General features: G+C 70.9%; 14 protein-coding genes. 10 read left to right on the top strand and 4 right to left on the bottom strand.

Going from position 1 to position 18,852, the window contains the following annotated elements; translation table 11 throughout:
- Positions 1-22 precede the first annotated feature (22 nt).
- From ACQ5DX_RS15740 to nudC, 4 genes are all read left to right on the top strand, one after another.
- Complete coding sequence (locus ACQ5DX_RS15740) at positions 23-3,337, top strand: ATP-dependent helicase (protein ID WP_430333478.1); 3,315 nt, start codon at positions 23-25, stop codon at positions 3,335-3,337.
- A complete protein-coding gene (locus ACQ5DX_RS15735) occupies positions 3,328-6,720 on the top strand; it encodes an ATP-dependent helicase (RefSeq protein WP_430335696.1) in 3,393 nt (1,130 codons plus the stop codon). Before ACQ5DX_RS15740 ends, ACQ5DX_RS15735 begins: the two co-directional genes overlap by 10 nt.
- Before the next feature lie 115 nt (positions 6,721-6,835).
- Positions 6,836-7,903, top strand: coding sequence for a potassium channel family protein (locus tag ACQ5DX_RS15730; RefSeq protein WP_430333477.1), 1,068 nt, complete (start codon positions 6,836-6,838; stop codon positions 7,901-7,903).
- Between the two features lie 90 nt (positions 7,904-7,993).
- Positions 7,994-8,878, top strand: coding sequence for an NAD(+) diphosphatase (nudC, locus tag ACQ5DX_RS15725; RefSeq protein WP_430335695.1), 885 nt, complete (start codon positions 7,994-7,996; stop codon positions 8,876-8,878).
- Here the strand turns inward: nudC and ACQ5DX_RS15720 are convergent, their stop codons facing one another.
- A complete protein-coding gene (locus ACQ5DX_RS15720; protein WP_430335694.1) occupies positions 8,879-9,103 on the bottom strand; it encodes a mycoredoxin in 225 nt (74 codons plus the stop codon). It lies immediately after the preceding gene.
- A 127-nt stretch (positions 9,104-9,230) separates the two neighbouring features.
- On the opposite strand from ACQ5DX_RS15720, the gene ACQ5DX_RS15715 reads away from it, so the two are divergent.
- From ACQ5DX_RS15715 to ACQ5DX_RS15700, 4 genes are all read left to right on the top strand, one after another.
- On the top strand, positions 9,231-11,399 hold the full coding sequence (locus ACQ5DX_RS15715) for an ATP-dependent DNA helicase UvrD2 (RefSeq protein ID WP_430333476.1): 2,169 nt from the start codon (positions 9,231-9,233) through the stop codon (positions 11,397-11,399).
- 557 nt (positions 11,400-11,956) lie between these two features.
- Positions 11,957-12,283 carry a WhiB family transcriptional regulator gene (locus ACQ5DX_RS15710; protein ID WP_430335693.1) on the top strand — a complete coding sequence of 109 codons (327 nt, stop codon included), beginning with the start codon at positions 11,957-11,959 and terminating at the stop codon, positions 12,281-12,283.
- A 168-nt stretch (positions 12,284-12,451) separates the two neighbouring features.
- Positions 12,452-12,769, top strand: a complete 318-nt coding sequence (locus ACQ5DX_RS15705) for an ArsR/SmtB family transcription factor (RefSeq protein ID WP_430333475.1) — start codon at positions 12,452-12,454, stop codon at positions 12,767-12,769.
- A complete protein-coding gene (locus ACQ5DX_RS15700) occupies positions 12,762-13,172 on the top strand; it encodes an SRPBCC family protein (RefSeq protein ID WP_430333474.1) in 411 nt (136 codons plus the stop codon). The genes ACQ5DX_RS15705 and ACQ5DX_RS15700 overlap by 8 nt, the downstream gene beginning before the upstream one ends.
- 48 nt (positions 13,173-13,220) lie before the next feature.
- Here the strand turns inward: ACQ5DX_RS15700 and ACQ5DX_RS15695 are convergent, their stop codons facing one another.
- Together ACQ5DX_RS15695 and ACQ5DX_RS15690 are read right to left on the bottom strand one after the other, a co-directional pair.
- Positions 13,221-14,573, bottom strand: coding sequence for an ABC1 kinase family protein (locus tag ACQ5DX_RS15695; protein WP_430333473.1), 1,353 nt, complete (start codon positions 14,571-14,573; stop codon positions 13,221-13,223).
- Between the two features lie 7 nt (positions 14,574-14,580).
- On the bottom strand, positions 14,581-15,474 hold the full coding sequence (locus ACQ5DX_RS15690; RefSeq protein WP_430333472.1) for a hypothetical protein: 894 nt from the start codon (positions 15,472-15,474) through the stop codon (positions 14,581-14,583).
- A 158-nt stretch (positions 15,475-15,632) separates the two neighbouring features.
- On the opposite strand from ACQ5DX_RS15690, the gene ACQ5DX_RS15685 reads away from it, so the two are divergent.
- The gene (locus ACQ5DX_RS15685; RefSeq protein WP_430333471.1) at positions 15,633-16,259 is read left to right on the top strand and encodes a M48 metallopeptidase family protein; all 627 of its coding nucleotides are present in this window, start codon (positions 15,633-15,635) and stop codon (positions 16,257-16,259) included.
- Here ACQ5DX_RS15685 and ACQ5DX_RS15680 read toward each other — a convergent pair.
- Entirely contained in the window at positions 16,256-17,677 is a 1,422-nt protein-coding gene (locus ACQ5DX_RS15680; RefSeq protein ID WP_430333470.1) for a zinc-dependent metalloprotease, read from the bottom strand. The two genes, ACQ5DX_RS15685 and ACQ5DX_RS15680, sit on opposite strands and share 4 nt — an antisense overlap.
- Positions 17,678-17,789: 112 nt before the next feature.
- Here ACQ5DX_RS15680 and ACQ5DX_RS15675 point away from each other — a divergent pair, with 112 nt between their 5' ends.
- Entirely contained in the window at positions 17,790-18,851 is a 1,062-nt protein-coding gene (locus ACQ5DX_RS15675) for a YlbL family protein (RefSeq protein ID WP_430333469.1), read from the top strand.
- Position 18,852 lies beyond the last annotated feature (1 nt).

Here is an 18,852-nt window from a genome sequence, read left to right as displayed (position 1 = left end):
CTCGTCTGGTGAGATTCTCCGCATGACCGCATCGGCCGCACCTCGACCGTCGGCTCCGTCTGCACGGCTCGTGGGCCGCGCAGTCGCGGCGTCGGCGGCGCGGACGTGGGCGCGCGGCCCGGCACGCGTACTGACCGGTGCTCCTCCCGGACGCGGCTGGCACCCCTGGCAGATCCTGGGCGGACCCGGGACGGGCAAGACGTCGCTGATCGTTGACGCCGCGGTGGCCCGGATCGCGGCCGGAGCCGACCCGGAATCGGTTCTGGTGCTGACGCAGTCCCGTCGTGCCGCCAACGCGGTGCGCGAACAGATCACCGCAAGCCTGCTCGCGGCGGAAGCCGAGTCGGGTTCCGCCGCGCGCCCGCGGGCGACACGCGAGCCGCTGGTGCGCACCGTGCACTCGTACGCGTTCGCGGTGCTGCGCCTGCAGGCCGCGGCGCACGGCAACCCGCCGCCGCGATTGATCACCGGCTCCGAGCAGGACTCGGTACTGCGCGAACTGCTGCGCGGCGACATCGCCGACGGCGCGCAGGCCTGGCCCGAACGGCTGCGGCCGGCCCTCGGCATGACGGGGTTCGCGGTGGAACTGCGCAACCTGATGCTGCGGGCCAACGAGCGCGGGCTGGGGCCCGAGGACCTCATCGACCTGGGCCACGCGCACGACAAGCCTGAGTGGGTCGCGGCGGGTCGTTTCGCGACGCACTACGAGCAGAGCATGCTGCTGCGCGGATCCGTCGGCATGGAGGCGCCGGAGGCCACCGCGCCCGCCCTCGACGCGGCCGAGCTGATCAGCGCCGCGCTCACCGCGTTCGCGACCGACCCGGACCTGCTGCACCGCGAGCGGGTTCGCGTGCGGCACCTGCTGGTCGACGACGCGCAGCACCTCGATCCGCAGGCCGCGCAACTGATCCGCCTGATCGGCACGGGCACCGCGATGACCGCAATCGCGGGCGACCCCGACCAGTCGATCTTCGCGTTCCGCGGCGCCGACGCGCGCTTCGTCGCCGAACTGGCCGACCGTGACGACCCGGCGCAGGTGATCCTCGACACGAATTTCCGCTCGGCCCCCGACGTCGCGGCCGTCACGGCCCGCGTGGCCGCGCGGTTGCCCGGCAATCCGCCGCACCGCGGGGCGAGCGTGCCGGCAGCGGACGACGAGTCGCCCGGCCGGGCGGTCGTGCGGGTGCTGACCACCCCGGCCAAGGAGGCCGCACTCATCGCGGACACCCTGCGGCGGGCGCACCTGATCGACGGGGTGCCGTGGTCCGAGATGGCGATCGTCGCGCGCTCGGTGCCGCGGGTGCTGCCGCCGCTGCGCCGGGCCCTGCTCGCCGCCGGGGTTCCCGTCACGACCGCGGCCAGCGAACTGCCGCTCGCGAAGCAGCACGGCGTCGCGGGCCTGCTGGCGGTGCTGCGGGCGTTGTCGGGCGGGGAGTTCACGGGCGAGGACGCGCTCGCGTTGGTGTCGGGGCCGATCGGCGGGGCCGAACCGGTGAGCCTGCGTCGACTGCGGCGCGGTCTGCGGCGCGTGGAACTCGCGTCGGGCGGCGACCGGGACTCGGCCGAACTGCTGCGGGCGCTCATCGTCGACGGGTCCGAGGCCGAGGGCGTCGCATACCTGCTGCCGGGCCTGACCGACGTCGAATCCCTCTCCCTGCGAAGGGTGCTCAAGGTGCTGCGTCGGGCCCGGGTGCCGCTCGACCGGGGACGCGGCATCGAGGAAGTGCTGTGGGCGGCGTGGCAGGCCACCGGACTCGAACGGCGCTGGGCGGCCGCGTCGGCGTTCGGCGGGCCCATCGGAGCGCAGGCTGACCGGGACCTCGACGCCGTCGTCGCACTGTTCGACGCCGCCGCCGACTACGTGGACCGACTGCCCCGCGCCCAGCTGTCCGGGTTCGTGGATTACCTGGTGGAGCAGGAGATTCCCGGCAGTGCCCGGGCCCGTGCCGTGGCGACGCAGGAGACCGTGACCATCCTGAGCGCACACTCGGCCGCGGGCCGGCAGTGGCGGGTGGTCGCGGTGGCCGGGGTGCAGGAGGGCCTGTGGCCGAGTCTCGGCGCCCGCGGAACCCTGCTCGGCACCGAGGCTTTGATCGACCTCACCAGCGGCGTGGGGCAGGTCGACGCGACGCTGTCGAGGACGGCGCCGCTGCTCGCGGAGGAGCGCCGCCTGTTCCTCGTTGCGTGCAGTCGGGCGCGATCGTCGCTGCTCGTGACGGCCGTGGACTCGTCTAGCGGGGACACCGACCTGGTCCGCTCGCGCTTCGTCGACGACCTGCTCGGAGCCGGCGACACCGACGCCGACGACTCCGACCTGGCACCGGTGGTGCAGGAGAATCCGCGGGTGCTGGCGTTGCCCGCGCTCGTCGCGGAACTGCGCAGTGTCGTCTGCGACCCCGACGTCGCGGCGTCCGATCCGGATCGGCAGCGTCGCGCCGCCCACCAGTTGGCTCGGCTGGCCGAGGCCGGCGTGCGGGGCGCACACCCGGACCAGTGGTACGGCACCGCGGAGCCGAGTTCGGATGCGGCGCTGTGGGATCCGGACGACGGGCCGGTCCCGCTGTCGCCGTCGACCATCGAACTCATCAACAACTGCCCGCTGCGCTGGATGCTCGAGCGGCACGGCGGCAGCGACGGCGACAACACGCACGCGATCGCCGGCACGCTCGTGCACACGCTGGTGCAGGCCCTCGCCGGTCACATCCCGCCCGACCAGGTCGACCATGCGCTGGAGACGGCATGGGACTCGGTGGACCTGGGGTCCGAGTGGTATTCGCGGCGCGAACTCGAACGCACCCGCGGCATGCTCGACTCATTCGCGAACTGGATGCGCAGCACCCGCTCCGAGCTCACCGAGGTCGGTGTCGAGGTCGCGGTGGACGGCGTGCTCGAGCCGCGCGCGGAGGGCGATCCGACGGTGCACATCCGCGGCCGCATCGACCGACTCGAACGCGACGCCGAGGGCAGGCCGGTCGTCATCGACGTCAAGACCGCGAAGAACGCGGTGACGAAGGAGCAGGCGCAGCAGCATGCACAGCTCGCCGCCTACCAGGTGGCTGCGGCGCGAGGCCTGATCGAGGGCGAGCCCGCGTCCGCTCCGGGAGGGGCCCGGCTGGTGTTCGTCGCCAAGCCTCACAACAAGGAGGGCTCGACGCAGCGGATGCAGCTCGCACTCGACGACGAGGGACTCGAGCTGTGGGAGAACATGATCCACGACGCGGCGGCCGCCACACAGGGGCCGACGTTCACGGCGCGGATCAACGACGGGTGCAGGCACTGTCCGGTGCTCTCGAGCTGCCCGGCGCACGACGAGGGACGGCAGGTGACATCGGAGTGAGTACCCCCGAGAGGCCCCGCAATGCGCGCCGCGTCGGCCCCGCGGAACTGGCCGAGGCGCTCGGGCAGTTCCCGCCGACCGCCGAGCAGACCGCGGTCATCGAGGCGCCGCTCGGCCCGACGCTGGTCGTCGCCGGCGCCGGCGCGGGCAAGACCGAGACCATGGCCGCGCGCGTGGTGTGGCTGGTCGCCAACGGATTGGTCGATCCCGAACAGGTCCTCGGCCTGACGTTCACCCGCAAGGCCGCGCAACAGCTCACCAGCCGGATCCGGCAGCGGCTCGCCAAGCTCGCCGGCTCGGCACTCGTGCGCGACCTCGACCCCAGCGGCGGGCTGCGGTCACGGATCCTCGGCAGTGAGCCCGAGGTCAGCACCTACCACGCCTACGCCGGACGGCTGCTGACCGAGCACGGGCTGCTGCTGCCGATCGAGCCGTCGGCGACACCGCTGTCGGAGACCGAGCTGTGGCAGCTGGCCTACCGCGTGGTGAGCGCGTGGGACGGTGACCTCGACACCGACAGGAACCCGGCGTCGATCACCGAATCGGTGCTGGCGCTGTCGGGACAGCTGGCCGAGCACCTCGTCGAACCCGCGGATCTGCGCGAGGCCCACACCGACCTCGACAAGCTGATCCACACGCTGCCGGCCGGTCCGAAACAGCGTGGCGGACCGTCCAAGTCGCTCCTCGGTCTGCTGGAGGTGCAGCACCAGCGGCTGGATCTGCTGCCGCTGGTGCAGCGCCTGGCCGACACCCTGCGCCGCGAGGGCGCGCTCGACTTCGGCAGCCAGATGTCGCTCGCGGCGCGGGTGGCATCCGAACATCCGGAGGTGGGCCGCAGCGAACGCGCCCGGTTCCGGGTGGTGCTGCTCGACGAGTACCAGGACACCGGGCACGCGCAGAGGGTGCTGCTGTCGTCGCTGTTCGGCGGCGGCGAGGACGCCGGGCTGGCGCTGACCGCGGTCGGCGACCCCATGCAGTCCATCTACGGTTGGCGCGGCGCGTCCGCGGCCAATCTGCCGCGCTTCGCCACGGACTTCCCGCTCCCCGACGGCACCCCGGCGCCCAAGCTCGAACTGCTCACCAGTTGGCGCAACCCGCCGGAGGCGCTCGAGCTGGCGAACATGGTCTCCGACCCGCTGCGCGACCGGGGTGTCGAGGTCAGCATGCTGCGGGCGCGACCGGGCGCCGTGCCGGGCGATGTGCGCCTGGCCCTGCACGACACCGTCGAGACCGAGCGGGCGTGGGTGGCCGACCGCATCGCCGAGCAGTACGAGGCCGCGCGGTCGGACGGCGGGAAGCCACCCACCGCCGCGGTCCTGGTGCGGCGCAACGCCGACGGCGCCCCCATCGCCGAGGAACTGCGCGCCCGTGGACTCGCGGTGGAGGTGGTGGGCCTGGGTGGCCTGCTGCACACCCCCGAGGTCGCCGACGTCGTGGCGATGCTGCGCCTGGTCGCCGACCCGATGGCGGGCAGCGCCGCGGTCCGTGTTCTCACCGGCGCCCGCTGGCAGATCGGTGCCGCCGACCTGCGCGCGCTGTGGAAGCGTGCCGGCGAACTCGGCATCCGGTCGGGCTACGGCACGACGGGCGCGGTCACCGACTCCGCCGCGCTCGACGAGGCCCTGGGCAGCGCGCTGCCGGGGGAGCACTCCGAGCAGGCGGGCCTGGCCGACGCGCTCGCGGATCCCGGCCCGGCGCAGCGCTATTCGGAGTCCGGCTACGTGCGGATCTGTGCGCTCGCGGCCGAGTTGGCGTCGCTGCGCGAGCGCCTGGGGCAGCCGCTGACGGAGCTGGTGGCCGAGGTCGAGCGGGTGATCGGCATCGGCATCGAGGCGCAGGCCCGCACCCGGCAGTCCGAGGTCGGCGGCGCCGGCCGCGAACACCTCGACGCCTTCGCCGACGTCGTGTCCGGGTACGCGAGCCGGTCCTCGGCGACGCTGACCGGTCTGCTGTCGTTCCTCGCGGCCGCCGAGCACGTCGAGAACGGTCTGGCCCCGGGCGAGATCGAGGTCGCCCCGGACCGGGTCCAGGTGCTGACGGTGCACTCCGCGAAGGGCCTCGAGTGGGAGGTGGTCGCGGTACCGTACCTGACCGAGGGGGTCTTCCCGTCCACGCAGGCGTCCGCCACCTGGCTCGGCTCGGTGGCCGAACTGCCGCCGACACTGCGCGGCGACCGCGCCCTCTCCGGCGAATCCGCCGACGGTGTCCCGGTTCTGGACTTCGAGCACGTCTACGACCGCAAGGACCTCGAGAACGAGATCGAGGCGCACAAGAAGGCCCTGGCGAACCGTCGGCTCGACGAGGACCGGCGCCTGTTCTACGTCGCGCTCACCCGGACCGAGCGGGCACTGTTCGTGTCCGGGCACCACTGGACCGAGTCGGGCCCCAAACCGAAGGGGCCGTCGCCGTTTCTGCTCGAACTGCACGAGCTGATCTCCGCATCGGAGGGTGCGCCGCTCGGTGTGATCGACGTGTGGGCGCCCGCGCCCGACGACGGCAGCGAGAACCCGCTGACCGCCACCCCGCGGTCGGCGCAGTGGCCGCGCGACCCGCTGGGACGACGCCGCGCCGACGTCGAGCACGGGGCGCAGCTGGTGCGCGCTGCGCTCGACATGCTCGGCGGCGAGGTGCCCGAACCCGAAGCGCCGGAGGAAGATCCGGACAACTGGGCCGCCGACGTGGATGCGCTGTTGGCCGAGCGCAGCGCCCGCGTGGCCGGGACGGCCGACGTCGCGTTGCCACCGCAGATGTCGGTCAGTCAGCTGGTCGACCTGGCGGCCGATCCGGACGAGCTGGCCGCGCGGCTACGACGGCCGCTGCCGTTCCCGCCGAACCCGTTGGCGCGCCGCGGAACCGCGTTCCACGCGTGGGTGGAGCAGCGGTTCGGGGCGACGCGGCTGCTGGACTTCGACGAGCTGCCCGGCGCCGCCGACACCGGAGTCGGCACCGAGACCGAGCTCGCGCTGCTCCAGGACGCGTTCCTGCGGTCGTCGTGGGCCGACCGCAACCCGGTCGAGGTCGAGGTGCCGTTCGAGACGGTCGTCGCGGGCACGGTGCTGCGCGGCCGGATCGACGCGGTGTTCGCCGACCCGGACGGCGGTTGGACCGTCATCGACTGGAAGACCGGCGCCGAGCCGTCGGCCGCGAACGAGCGGGCCGTCGTGATGCAGCTCGCCGCGTACCGGCTGGCGTGGGCGGAGCTGATGGCGGCTCGGCAGTCGCAGGCCACCGGCCGCCCGGTCGCCCCACCGCTCGACAAGGTGCGCGCGGCGTTCCACTACGTGCGCACCGGGCGGACCATCGCCCCGGCGAATCTGCCCGACGCCGAGCGTCTTGCCCGGTTGATCCGCAGCGCGGGGGCGGAGTCCGAGCCGGGGGCGTGACCGGAACGGGAAGTCACCGTTCGGTCCGGTTTGCCCGTGCCGTTCGTTGAATGCCGGAACCGCGGCTAGGCTGCGATCCGATGTTGCAGGCCGAGACGTAGATAGGGACGAGTGAATGCCCGGTAGGTTGAGGGGGCGGTTCCGGAACTCGGACGAGCTGACGGATCGGCCGGATTTCGCCCTCGTCGGCGTGCTCAAGGTTCCGCAGCTGCAGACCAGCCCGGGCCGAGCCATCGCGCGCCGCGTCTCGTACGCGCTGGCGGCGCTCGCGCTCTCCGTGGCGATCGTCTATGTCGGTCGGGACGGCTACCAGGATGCGCAGGGCAACCAGATGTCCCTGCTGGACTGCGTCTACTACGCAACCGTCTCGTTGTCGACCACCGGCTACGGCGACATCACCCCGATCACCCCGGAAGCACGGCTGGTGAATGTCGTGCTCATCACGCCGCTCCGGATCTTCTTCCTCATCGTCCTTGTCGGTACGACGCTTTCGGCGCTCACCGAGAGCTCCCGCCAGGCATTCAAGATTCAGCGTTGGAGGCACAGCGTGCGCAACCACACCGTCGTCGTCGGATTCGGCACCAAGGGACGGACCGCCGTCGACGCCATGCTCGGTGACGGCATCACGCCGTCGGACATCGTCATCGTCGACAGCGATCAGCTGGTGCTGGACGCGGCGGCGGGCATGGGGCTGGTGACCGTGCTCGGCTCGGCCACCAAGTCGGACGTCCTGCGCCTGGCCGGTGTCCAGAACGCGGCATCGATCATCGTCGCCACCAACCGCGACGACACCGCCGTGTTGGTCACGCTCACCGCGCGTGAACTCGCGCCGAAGGCGAAGATCGTCGCCGCGATCCGCGAGACCGACAATTCGCATCTGCTGCGCCAGTCCGGGGCCGACTCCGTCGTGGTCTCGTCGGAGACCGCAGGCCGGCTGCTCGGCATCGCGCGGACCACGCCGAGCGTTGTCGAGATGGTCGAAGACCTGCTCACCCCGGAGGCCGGCTTCGCGATCGCCGAACGCGAGGTCGAGCCCGAGGAGGTGGGCGGCTCGCCGCGGCACCTGTCGGACATCGTCCTGGGCGTGGTGCGTGACGGTCAGCTCCTGCGGGTGGGTTCGCCCGAGGTCGACGCCGTCGAGGCCGACGATCTTCTGCTGTACATCAAGCGCGTCAGCAACTGACCGTCCGCGTCGGCTCCCGGCGACCACCGCAGTAGGGTCGTTGCCGTGTCCGAGTTCACAGCACCCGATTTCACGCTGACCGAAACGCCCATGCTGTCGCGTGCCGCCGTCGACCGAGCCGAGCATCTGCGTTCGGACACGGACGCCTTGCGCGCCGGATGGGGGGACGCGCTGCTGATCCGGGTCAACCCCCGCGGGCAGTTCCGGGTCGACGACCGTGAACTGGTGCTCGAACCGGCGACGTCGCTCGGTGCGGAACCGGCGTCGGGGACGGTGTTCCTGGGGTTGCGCGGCGACCGCCACGTGTGGGCGGTCCGGGTGCCGGCGATGACGGGGGAGTTGGGCGATCTGCGGATGCTCGGCCACCGCCTCGACGAGGCCAGTGCCGGACTGGTGACCACGGCGGTGGCTCTGCTGAACTGGCACGACCACGCCGGATTCAGCGCCATCGACGGCGCGCCCACCGAGTCGACGATGTCGGGCTGGTCGCGGATCAGCACCAGCACCGGGCACGAGGAGTTCCCGCGAACCGACCCGGCGGTGATCTGCCTGGTGCACGACGGCGGCGACAGGGTGCTGCTCGCGCGTCAGCCGTCCTGGCCGCCGCGGATGTTCTCGGTGCTGGCCGGTTTCGTGGAGGCGGGGGAGTCGCTCGAGACGTGCGTCGAGCGGGAGATCCAAGAAGAAGTGGGCGTGGACGTCACCGATATCCGCTACCTGGGCAGCCAGCCGTGGCCGTTCCCGCGATCGGTGATGCTCGGGTTCGCGGCCGTCGGCGACCCCGCCGCCGCGTTGAGGTTCGCGGACGGCGAGATCGCCGAGGCCCACTGGTTCACGCGCGATCAGGTGCGCGCGGCGCTCGACGCCGGCGACTGGGCATCGAGCACGCGCGAGTCGTCGGACGCGGAACTGCTGCTGCCCGGCTCGATCTCGATCGCGCGGGTGATGCTCGAGTCCTGGGCGAAGGCCGACTGACTAGAGTCCCAGCGCCTGCTTGACCTGTACCAGCGTCGGATTGGTGGCGGTGCTGCCGTTCGCGTACTTGACGGTGGGAACGACGTGGTTACCGCCGTTGACGCTGCCGACGAACTCGGCCGACGCGGGATCGCCCTCGATGTCGATCTCGACGTACGAGATGCCGTTCTCGTCGAGCTGCTTCTTGAGGCGACGGCAGTAACCGCACCAGGTGGTCGAGTACATGGTCAGGGCAGGCGCTTGGGTAGTCACGGCGCCTATAACACCATGATCGGTCCGGTCTGTTCCCGTCGCGGGCGCACGTCACATCCGCGGACGGGTGCGGCAGCCGGTGTCGGTGGTCCCTGAGAGTATGGACGGCATGTCAGCGGATGCCACCCCGGCGAACACAGGAGCCCGGCCCGACGAGGGATTGGATCCGCAGCAGTCGGCGGCGGTGCTCGCCCCGCGTGGCCCGGTGTGTGTGCTCGCCGGTGCCGGCACCGGCAAGACCCGGACCATCACGCGCCGCATCGCGCACCTCGTCGCGAACGGACACGTCTCGGCCGGCCAGGTGCTGGCCGTGACGTTCACCGCGCGGGCCGCCGGGGAGATGCGCGGCCGGCTCCGCGGCCTGGGCATCGGGGGCGGTGGGCCGCAGGTGCAGGCCCGCACTTTCCACGCCGCGGCGCTGCGGCAGCTCAAATACTTCTGGCCGCAGGTGGTCGGCGACACCGAATGGCAGTTGCTCGACCGCAAGTTCGCGCTCGTCGGGCAGGCCGCGAGCCGGCTGGGCCTGTCGACCAGCACCGACAGCATCCGCGACCTCGCCGGCGAGATCGAGTGGGCCAAGGGCTCGCTCGTCGCGCCCGAGGACTACGCGGCCGCCGCCGCGCGGGCCCGGCGGGACGTCCCGGCCGATGCGGCGCAGGTCGCCGCCGTCTACACCGGCTACGAGGAACTCAAGGCCCGCAACTACGACGGCATACTGCTGGACTTCGACGACCTGCTGCTGCACACCGCGGCCGCGCTCGAGGACAACGCGGCGGTCGCCGAGGAGTTCCGGGACCGCTACCGCTGTTTCGTCGTCGACGAGTACCAGGACGTCACCCCGCTGCAGCAGCGCGTGCTCGACGCGTGGCTCGGGGAACGCGACGACCTGACCGTCGTCGGCGACGCGAACCAGACGATCTACTCGTTCACCGGCGCCACCCCGAAGTACCTGCTCGACTTTTCCCGCCGGTTCCCGGACGCCGCCGTCGTCCGGCTCGAGCGGGACTACCGGTCCACCCCCGAGGTCGTCTCGCTGGCCAACCGCGTCATCGGCGCCGCCCGCGGGCGTATCGCCGGCACCCGGCTGCAGCTCATCGGTCAGCGGCCGCCCGGACCCGAGCCGACGTTCGCCGAGTACGACGACGAGCCCGCCGAGGCCGCGGCGGTGGCCCGGCAGATCAAGAAGCTCATCGACCAGGGTGTCGATCCCGCCGAGATAGCGGTCCTGTACCGCATCAACGCGCAGTCGGAGGTGCACGAGCAGGCACTGACCGAGGCCGGTATCCCGTACCAGGTGCGTGGCGGCGAGGGCTTCTTCACACGCCAGGAGGTGCGCCAGGCGATCACCGCGCTCCGGCAGGCCGCCGGCCGCGACGATCTGCCCGACGGCGCCGACACGGGCGACGCGCTGGTCACGCTGGTGCGCGCGGTGCTGGTGCCGTTGGGCCTTACGGACGTCGAGCCAACTGGCGCCCAGGCCCGGGAACGGTGGGGTTCGCTCACCGCGCTCGTCGCGCTCACCGAGGAGTTGCTGTCCCACGACCCGCACCTGACCCTGGGTGCGCTGTTGGGCGAGTTGGCCGCCCGCGCCGAGGCGCGGCACCCACCGGTCGTGCAGGGCGTCACGCTCGCGTCGCTGCACGCGGCGAAGGGCCTCGAATGGGACGCGGTGTTCCTCGTCGGTCTCACCGAGGGGACGCTGCCGATCACCCACGTGCTCGGCGACGCGAACTCGCCCGGCGACGAGGCCGGGATCGAGGAGGAGCGCCGCCTGCTGTACGTCGGGGTGACCCGCGCCCGCGAACACCTGGCGTTGTCGTGGGCGCTGGCCCGCAACGAGGGCGGCCGCAAGTCGCGCCGCCGGTCCCGATTCCTGCACGGACTGATCCCGGACGACTCGCCGGCGTCGCGCATCGCGAAGCCCGCGCAGTCCAAGCGGCGTCCGCGGTGCCGGGTGTGCGGCAAGCAGCTGATGGGGTCGACGGCGACGATGCTCGGCCGCTGCGAGCAGTGTCCGTCGAACCTCGACATCGAACTGTTCGAGGCGCTCAAGGAGTGGCGCCGGGAGAAGTCCCGGGAGATGAAGGTGCCCGCGTACGTGGTGTTCAGCGACAACACGTTGACTGCGATCGCGGAGCAGCAACCGCAGGACGAGCGGGCCCTCGTGGCGATCCCGGGGATCGGCGCGAAGAAGCTCGACCAGTTCGGTGCCGAGGTCCTCGCGGTGGTCCGCGGTGAGCGCTCGGCGCCGGCACTGGATCTGACGTGACAGTCGATCAGCGGTAAAACCGCAGGTCAAAAATAACTTGTGCGGTCTGTTCGGGTCCCATACTCTGGACAGCACGCCACGGGGAAACTCGTGTGCGGTGACCGTGTCCAGCATATGGAGCCCTGGAGACGGGGTCCGTGACGACGTGAAAGGGAGGTGGCAACGATGAACGATTGGAACGCAACTGCGGGACGTCCGTCGGTGCGCGCATTCGCATGCGCATACCTCCCTGCGGCCGAAATGGCCGCCGCGCGCGTCGCGGCGGCAGCACCGCACGCAATCCGTCTGCGCGCAGCAGATCAGGCAGCAGCAGCAGATCAGGCAGCAGCAGCAGCCTGCGCATCCGTGGCCAGGAGCCGACACCGAACCGTCGTTCGGTAGACACTCCGCCCGTCCTCCCGAGGCCACGGATCGCAACCGCGAACCGTGGCCTTCGTGTTTCAGCTCATCGCTTCGAGTTTGGATCCGAGCCTTCGACCACGGTTCGTTCGAACCCCGAAAGCCCGCAAGAGCCACGAGCCGATCGCTCGAAACCACAAGGAGAAGACGTGTCTACCGTGACATGCCGAGTACGCACCACGAACCACACCGTTTCCAACGGACTGGGAATCGTCCGCGCGGCACGCCGGGAGCTGCCCTGCCGGGTCGATGACAATCCCGATCTGTGGTTCGCCGAGACCCCGGCCGATCTCGAACGCGCCAAGGAACTGTGCGGTGGATGCCCCATCCGCAGCCGGTGCCTGAACGCTGCGATCGACCGCGCGGAGCCGTGGGGCGTGTGGGGCGGCGAGATCTTCGATCAGGGTGTCGTCATCGCCCGCAAGAGGCCTCGAGGCCGACCACGGAAGAACCCCGAGCAACAGAAGACGCTGGTGTGCGCGTAGTACCGGCGTCGTGACGCGAAAGCCCTTGCGGGATGCCGATTACCGGTATCCGGCAAGGGCTTTCGTGGATCCGCTGTCTGTCCGTGCCCAGCCGATACGGATCGGGCGACCCAACCTGATGCGTCGGAAATAGTTGACATGTCGGAAGCTGCTTACTAATTTGTCGGTGTGTCCGACGACGTATTCCTCGCGCTCGCCAACCCGGCGCGTCGGCGTTTGCTCGAGCTCCTCGTGGACGGCCCGAAGACGGCCGGTGATCTGGCCGCCGAGTTCGAGATGAGCCGGCCGGCGGTGGCCGAGCACCTTCAGGTGCTCCGCCGTGCGGCGCTCGTCCACTCCGAGCCCGCGGGGCGACAACGGTTCTACCGACTCGACACCGCGCCGCTGGAGGGCGTCAGCGAGTGGCTGCACCCGTTCGAGCGCTTCTGGCGCAGCCGACTGCGGCAGATGGCAGATCTTCTGGAGAAAGAGAATCTCGATGACTGAAGCACGTATCGGAACCGTGTCGGTGGACCAGTTCATCGCGGCCCCGCCGGCAAAGGTGTGGCGGGCGTTGACCGATCCCGATGTGCTCGCGAAATGGTGGGTTCCGGGCGACGTCCAGGCGACCGTGGGGCACCAGTTCCACCTCGAGATGCCGGGATTCGGTTCGATTCCCTGCACCGTCACCGAGGTCGAGCAGTACAAGCGATTCGTGTACACGTTCAACGGCCACTGGATGCTCACGTGGCGGCTCGTGGAGGAGGGCAACGGCACGCGGCTGCTGCTCGACCACACCGGCTTCGAGCTCGACGACAAGCGCGAGCAGGGTGCCTACGAGCGCATGGGCATCGGATGGCGCGACACCGTGCTTCCCCGGCTCGCGGACATGGTTCCTCAGTTCGTCTGAGGATCCTGTCGGAATCCCGGCTCGGCGCGAGCCGACGCGTCGGACGAGCTATGCGCCGTCGAGGCTCTCGAGATCGACAGGCTCGACGAGCTCCTCGGAGAAGCCCGGCAGCCACTTGGTGAGGATGGCCATGTAGGGCGCGTAGGCGTCGAGCTGCGCGCAGATGCCGACCGATCCGAGCAGCACCCGGAAGATCATCAAGTACTCGGGCGGCAGGTTGAGCGCACGTGCCGTTCGGAAGTGTGCGCTCTGGAAGTCGGTCGCGGTCCCCGCGGCCTTCTGCAGCCACGCCCGGGTGAAGTGGAACGACTCGGTGCGGATCGGATCGGTGAACGGGCGCAGGTAGTCGGCGATCTCTCGATCGGTGACGGTGCGGCCGGGCAGGACGAACCCGTTGGCGCGCAACAGTTCCGTGAGTTCTTCGAAGCGTTCCTCGAGGTTGAGCCGGACCATTCGGCCCAGCACGGGCGGCAGGCCGTCCGGCATGGGGGCGGTGGCGCCGAAGTCGATGACCCCGAGCCGGCCGTCGTCGTGGAGCATGAAGTTGCCCGGGTGCGGGTCGCAGTGCAGCAGCCCGACACGGGCGGGCGAGACGAAGTGGAACTCCGCGAGCAGGGCGCCCGCGGTGTTGCGCTGCTCGGGGGTGCCGCCGGAGATGATCGCGGACAGCGGCGTGGCTGACATCCATTCGGTGACAACGATCTTGGGGGCACTCGCGACGACCCGCGGCACGACGAACTTCGGATCGCCGTCGAACACCTTCGCGAACGCGCGCTGGTTCTCGGCCTCGATGCGGTAGTCCAGCTCCTCCTCGGTGCGGGCGCTGAGCTCGTCGAGGACCGGCTTGATGTCGGTGCCCGGCATCACCGACGTGAACAGGTTCGCGAAGCGCGTAAGCGTCTTCAGGTCGGCCCGCAGCGCCTCGTCGGCGCCGGGGTACTGCACCTTGACCGCCACGTCGCGCCCGTCGGCCCACACCGCGCGGTGCACCTGCCCGAGGCTGGCCGACGCGGTGGGCGTGTCGTCGAACTCCGCGAAGCGCGACCGCCACTTGGTGCCGAGCTGCTGGTCGAGCACCCGGTGCACGGCTTTGGCGGGCAGCGGGGGAGCCTCGGCCTGCAGCTTGGTCAACGCTTCGCGGTACGGTTCCGCGAACTCCTCGGGGACCGCGGCCTCCATCACGCTGAGCGCCTGCCCGAGTTTCATCGCGCCGCCCTTGAGCTCACCGAGCACGGTGAACAACTGTTCGGCCGCTTTCGACGTCAACTGCGCGTCGATCGCGTCCCGGTCCCCGCCGGCGAGCTTCCGGCCGAAGCCCATTGCGGCCCGCCCTGCGATGCCCAGCGGAATGCTCGCGAGCTTGGCGGTGCGAGCGGTGCTTCTGCGGGGAATTTCGGACACCTAACCATCATGGCGGAAGATTTCCGGGTTCGTCCACGAACATCGTCGATCGTGAGCATCCACACCGTGGGTTGCGCGGCCACGGCCGGACCGCAAGACGGTGCGTGTCCAGGTCGAGTTCCAGCGTCGCGTCGAGGCTCGCGGGCGCCGGTCGGGCCGTCCCCGACAGCACCTTCTCGAGCTGTCCGAGTGCGACTGCCGCGGTGGCCATGACCGCGGCGGGCCCGGCGTGGCCCACCCGACCGAGCAGTTGCGCGGCCACGTGCGGCCACTCCTCGTCTGCAGCGCACCGGGTCAGGTCGGCACACCGCAGGCAACTGGTGCGACCAGGGAGCACGAGCGGGCCGACGATGCCGCGGCCGTCGCGCAGGCGGACCTGCAGGTGCGGTGTCCCGGCCGTGAACAGCGCGTCGACCAGCCGCGGATCCGCGACCAGGTCGTCAGTGAGGACGACGCACATGCAGTTCCACCGGGTGACGTCGGTGTCGGTGGTGAAGTGTGTGGACCGGGTGACCCGCACCGGCGCGCCCTCGAGCCCGGTGGCGATCGCGTCCGCGAGCGGACCACGGCCATGAATCCGGATGGCGGGCAGCGCGGCCGGCAGCATCGGCGCCGGCCGCAGCAGCCCGGCCTCGTCGAGTTCGCTGAGCAGAGTCGACATGTCGGTGGGCGTGATGCCGTACTCGACGGCCCGCCACACCACCGTGGGGCGCGGCGTCCGGCCGTCGAGCAACTGCAGCACCGACACGAGCGCGGCGGCGTCCATGCCGACCGGTGGCGTCAGGATCAGGGCGGTGTCGGGATCCCAGCCGATCTGGACACGTCCGCTGGGGCGGATCACGACGGGACGGCGCGGATCCAGCACGGGGCTGTGGACGCGTCGCACGGGTGCCTGGGTCATGGCGTCGACGATCGCATCCCGCGGCCGCGGGAATCGGTTGCCGGGAGGGGTTGTCCACAGGCCCGGACGGCGTGCGACGTGCGTCTTCGGGGCGGCCCGCGGATTCGTCCGAAATGCGCGTCCGGCGCTGTCGGAACCGGTCGCTAGCGTGGGTCCTCGTGACCGGCACCGGAACCTTCGACAGTGACCACCCCGGAAGACCTGAGGTGGAGATCCGCCGCAGCGCTCGTCGGCGCCGCACCGTCAGTGCCCGGCGCGAGGGCGACAAAGTGGTCGTGCTGATGCCCACCGGTCTGTCGAAGACCGCGGAGTCGGAACTGGTCGCCGAGATGATCGGCAAGCTCGAGCGGGCGGACCGCCGTGCCGCGGCCCGCGCCGAACGCAGCGACGTCGAACTCGCCGAGCGCGCCGCCCGACTGTCGGCGCGGTGGCTCGGGGGAGCGGCCGCCCCCGTGTCGGTGCGCTGGGTGCCGTCGATGCGGACCCGCTGGGCGTCCTGCACGCCGCAGGACGGCACCATCCGGGTCAGCGAACTGCTGCGGACGGTGCCGTCGTACGTGCTGGACTATGTGCTGGTCCACGAACTCGTGCACCTCTATGTCGCCGGCGGCCACAACGAGCGCTTCTGGCGGGAGGTGCGCCAGTATCCGAGGACCGAGCGGGCCATGGGCTACCTCGAGGCCTACTCGGTGGTGACGCGGCAGCCGGACCTGGTCGACCTGATCGGCGGCGACTGCGCCGCCGACGACGGTTCCGGCGACCGCGTCGAGACCCCTACCGGTTAGGAGTCGGAGTCGCCGCTCTCGCGGTTCTTCTCCTCGCGCTCGCGGGCCTCGGTCTGCTCGAGCTGTGCGATCGGATCGTGGAAGGTGCCCGAGTCGCCGCCGAGGATCCGGTCGACGAATGCGGCCGGGCTGTCGAGATCGGAGGAGTCCGGCAGCAGATCGGGGTGCGCCCACACGCCGTCGCGGGCGTCGACGCCGGTGTCGGTGGTGAGTCGACGCCACAACTGCGCGGCCTCACGGACCTTCCGGGGGCGCAGTTCCAGGCCGACGAGGGTGGCGAAGGTCTGCTCGGCCGGTCCGCCGGTCGCGCGACGACGGCGCAGCGTCTCGGTGAGCGCCGCGACGCCGGGCAGTCGGTCGCCGAGCGCCTCGGAGACGACCGTCTCCACCCAACCCTCGACCAGTGCGAGCAGCGTCTCGAGGCGTTCGAGTGCCTGCTTCTGCTCGGGGGTGGTCTGCGGTTCGAACGCACCCTGCTGCAGGATCTTCTCGATCTGCGACGGGTCGGTCAGCGCCGACGGGTCGAGTCCCTGCGCGGCCTCCTCGATCGCGGAGAAGTCCATCTTGATGCCGCGCGCGTAGTCCTCGACCGTCGACAGCAGGCGCTGACGCAGCCACGGCACATGGGTGTAGAGGCGCTGGTAGGCGGCCTCGCGGGCCGCGATGAACACGAGCACCTCGCGGTGCGGCTGCTCGAGGCCCTCGCTGAACGCCTCGATCGCGGCCGGCAGCAGTGCCGCGGTCCCGGCGGGGCCGAGCGGCAGTCCGATGTCGGTGGAGGTGAGCACCTCCTTCGACAACTGGCCCAGGGCCTGGCCGAGCTGGGAGCCGAACGTCAGGCCGCCCATCTGGGTGAGCATTCCGGCCATCGGGCCGATCATGCTGCGGGCTTCCTCTGGCAGACCCTGGACCCACATGCCGGACACCTGCTGGGCGACCGGGTCGCACAGGCGCTTCCACGTGTCGAGGGTGCCGTCGAGCCAGTCGTTGGGCGTCCACGCGAGGGTGCGGGTGGCACCGGCCGGCAGCGTCGTGGCGCCGTCGAGCCACAGTTCCGCGAGCCGGGCGGCGTCGGCGACCGCGGAGGCGGTGCCCTCGGTGATCGGGGTCACCGAGCCGATCTGCTGGCGTGCAAGATTCTTCGCGACGTCGTAGTTGACGGGGCCCGACTGCCCGCCCTGACCCATCGCGTTGCCCATGCCGCTGAGCATCTGGCCGAACTGGGTGAGCATCTGGCCGAGGGCCGCCGGATCGAATCCCGCCCCGCCGGGGCCGCCCGCGCCGCCGAGACCGAACGCGCTGGGATCGAAGCCGAACGGCTGACCGGCGCCTTGCCCCCCGCCCTGTTCGCGGCCCGAGTCCTTCTTACGGTCCGGGTCGTCGTCGGAGTTGGAGAAACCAAAGGGCAGATCGCTCATAGTTCAACGGTACAAGGCGAGACGGCCTGTGGCCCGCGCGGAGATCACGCTGACGGCGAACAGCCGGTAGGGCGGCGGGGAGCGCCCCGGTCGGCGCTCTATCCTGGGCCTGGTGAACCGACGGATGGTGACCCTGCTGGCAGCGTTGGCCCCGGTCGTGGCTCTGGGAGTGCTGGGGACGACGGTGCACGTGCCGTTCGTCGCGCTCGGTCCCGGTCCGACCGTCAACACCCTCGGTGACGCCGACGTCAACGAAGACGGCAAGGTCGTGCGCAAGCCCGTCGTCGAGATCGACGGCACCGAGGTCGATCCGACGTCCGGCAATCTCAACATGACGACGGTCGCGGTGCGCGACAAGCTGACGCTGTTCGATGCCCTCGGGCTGTGGGCGAGCGGGCGCCAGGGCCTGGTGCCCCGCGAGGAGGTGTATCCGCCGCAGAAGTCGAAGAACGAGGTCCAGGAGGAGAACACCGCCCAGTTCGCGAAGTCGGAGAACAGTGCCGAACTCGCCGCTCTGCGGTACCTCGGCCTGCCGGTGGCGCTCGAGCTGACCACCGTCAGCACCGACGGCCCGGCCGCATCGGTGCTGAAGGAGGGCGATCTGCTGCTGCGTATCGACGGCACTCCCGTCGACACGCTCGTCGGGCTGCAGGACGTGATCGGCGCCGCCGCGCCCGGCACGACCGTGCAGGTGACGTATCAGCGGGACGGCGTCGAGTCGACCGCACCGATCACGCTCGGTTCCCGACCCGGCGCCGACGGCGGCGAGGACGCGGGCAAGGGCTACCTCGGCGTCAACGCCAAGCAGGTGCCGAACGTGCCGTTCACCATCGACTTCAACCTCGCCGACATCGGTGGCCCGTCGGCCGGTCTGATGTTCAGCCTCGCAGTGGTCGACAAGCTGAGCACCGGCGAACTCAACGGCGGCAAGTTCGTCGCGGGCACCGGCACGATCGACCCCGACGGTGACGTGGGGCCGATCGGCGGCATTCCGTACAAGATGATCGCTGCGCAGGAGGCGGGGGCGACCACGTTCCTGGTGCCGGCGAAGAACTGCGACGAGGCCCGCGCGAACCGGCCCGACGGCATCGACCTGGTGAAGGTCGACACCCTGAGTAGTGCGGTCGACGCCCTCGCCACCATCAACTCCGGCGGAACGGCACCGACCTGCTGAC

Origin of the sequence: Rhodococcus sp. ACT016 (assembly GCF_050477185.1) — a bacterium.
Lineage (GTDB): Bacteria > Actinomycetota > Actinomycetes > Mycobacteriales > Mycobacteriaceae > Prescottella.
This window is presented reverse-complemented; position numbering and strand designations above follow the sequence as displayed.

Coding starts and splice junctions, on each gene's coding strand:
- ACQ5DX_RS15740 (WP_430333478.1), top strand. CDS start 23: ATGACCGCATCGGCCGCACCTCGACCGTCGGCTCCGTCTGCACGGCTC.
- ACQ5DX_RS15730 (WP_430333477.1), top strand. CDS start 6,836: ATGCCCGGTAGGTTGAGGGGGCGGTTCCGGAACTCGGACGAGCTGACG.
- nudC (WP_430335695.1), top strand. CDS start 7,994: ATGCTGTCGCGTGCCGCCGTCGACCGAGCCGAGCATCTGCGTTCGGAC.
- ACQ5DX_RS15720 (WP_430335694.1), bottom strand. CDS start 9,103: ATGTACTCGACCACCTGGTGCGGTTACTGCCGTCGCCTCAAGAAGCAG.
- ACQ5DX_RS15715 (WP_430333476.1), top strand. CDS start 9,231: ATGGACGGCATGTCAGCGGATGCCACCCCGGCGAACACAGGAGCCCGG.
- ACQ5DX_RS15700 (WP_430333474.1), top strand. CDS start 12,762: ATGACTGAAGCACGTATCGGAACCGTGTCGGTGGACCAGTTCATCGCG.
- ACQ5DX_RS15690 (WP_430333472.1), bottom strand. CDS start 15,474: ATGACCCAGGCACCCGTGCGACGCGTCCACAGCCCCGTGCTGGATCCG.
- ACQ5DX_RS15680 (WP_430333470.1), bottom strand. CDS start 17,677: ATGAGCGATCTGCCCTTTGGTTTCTCCAACTCCGACGACGACCCGGAC.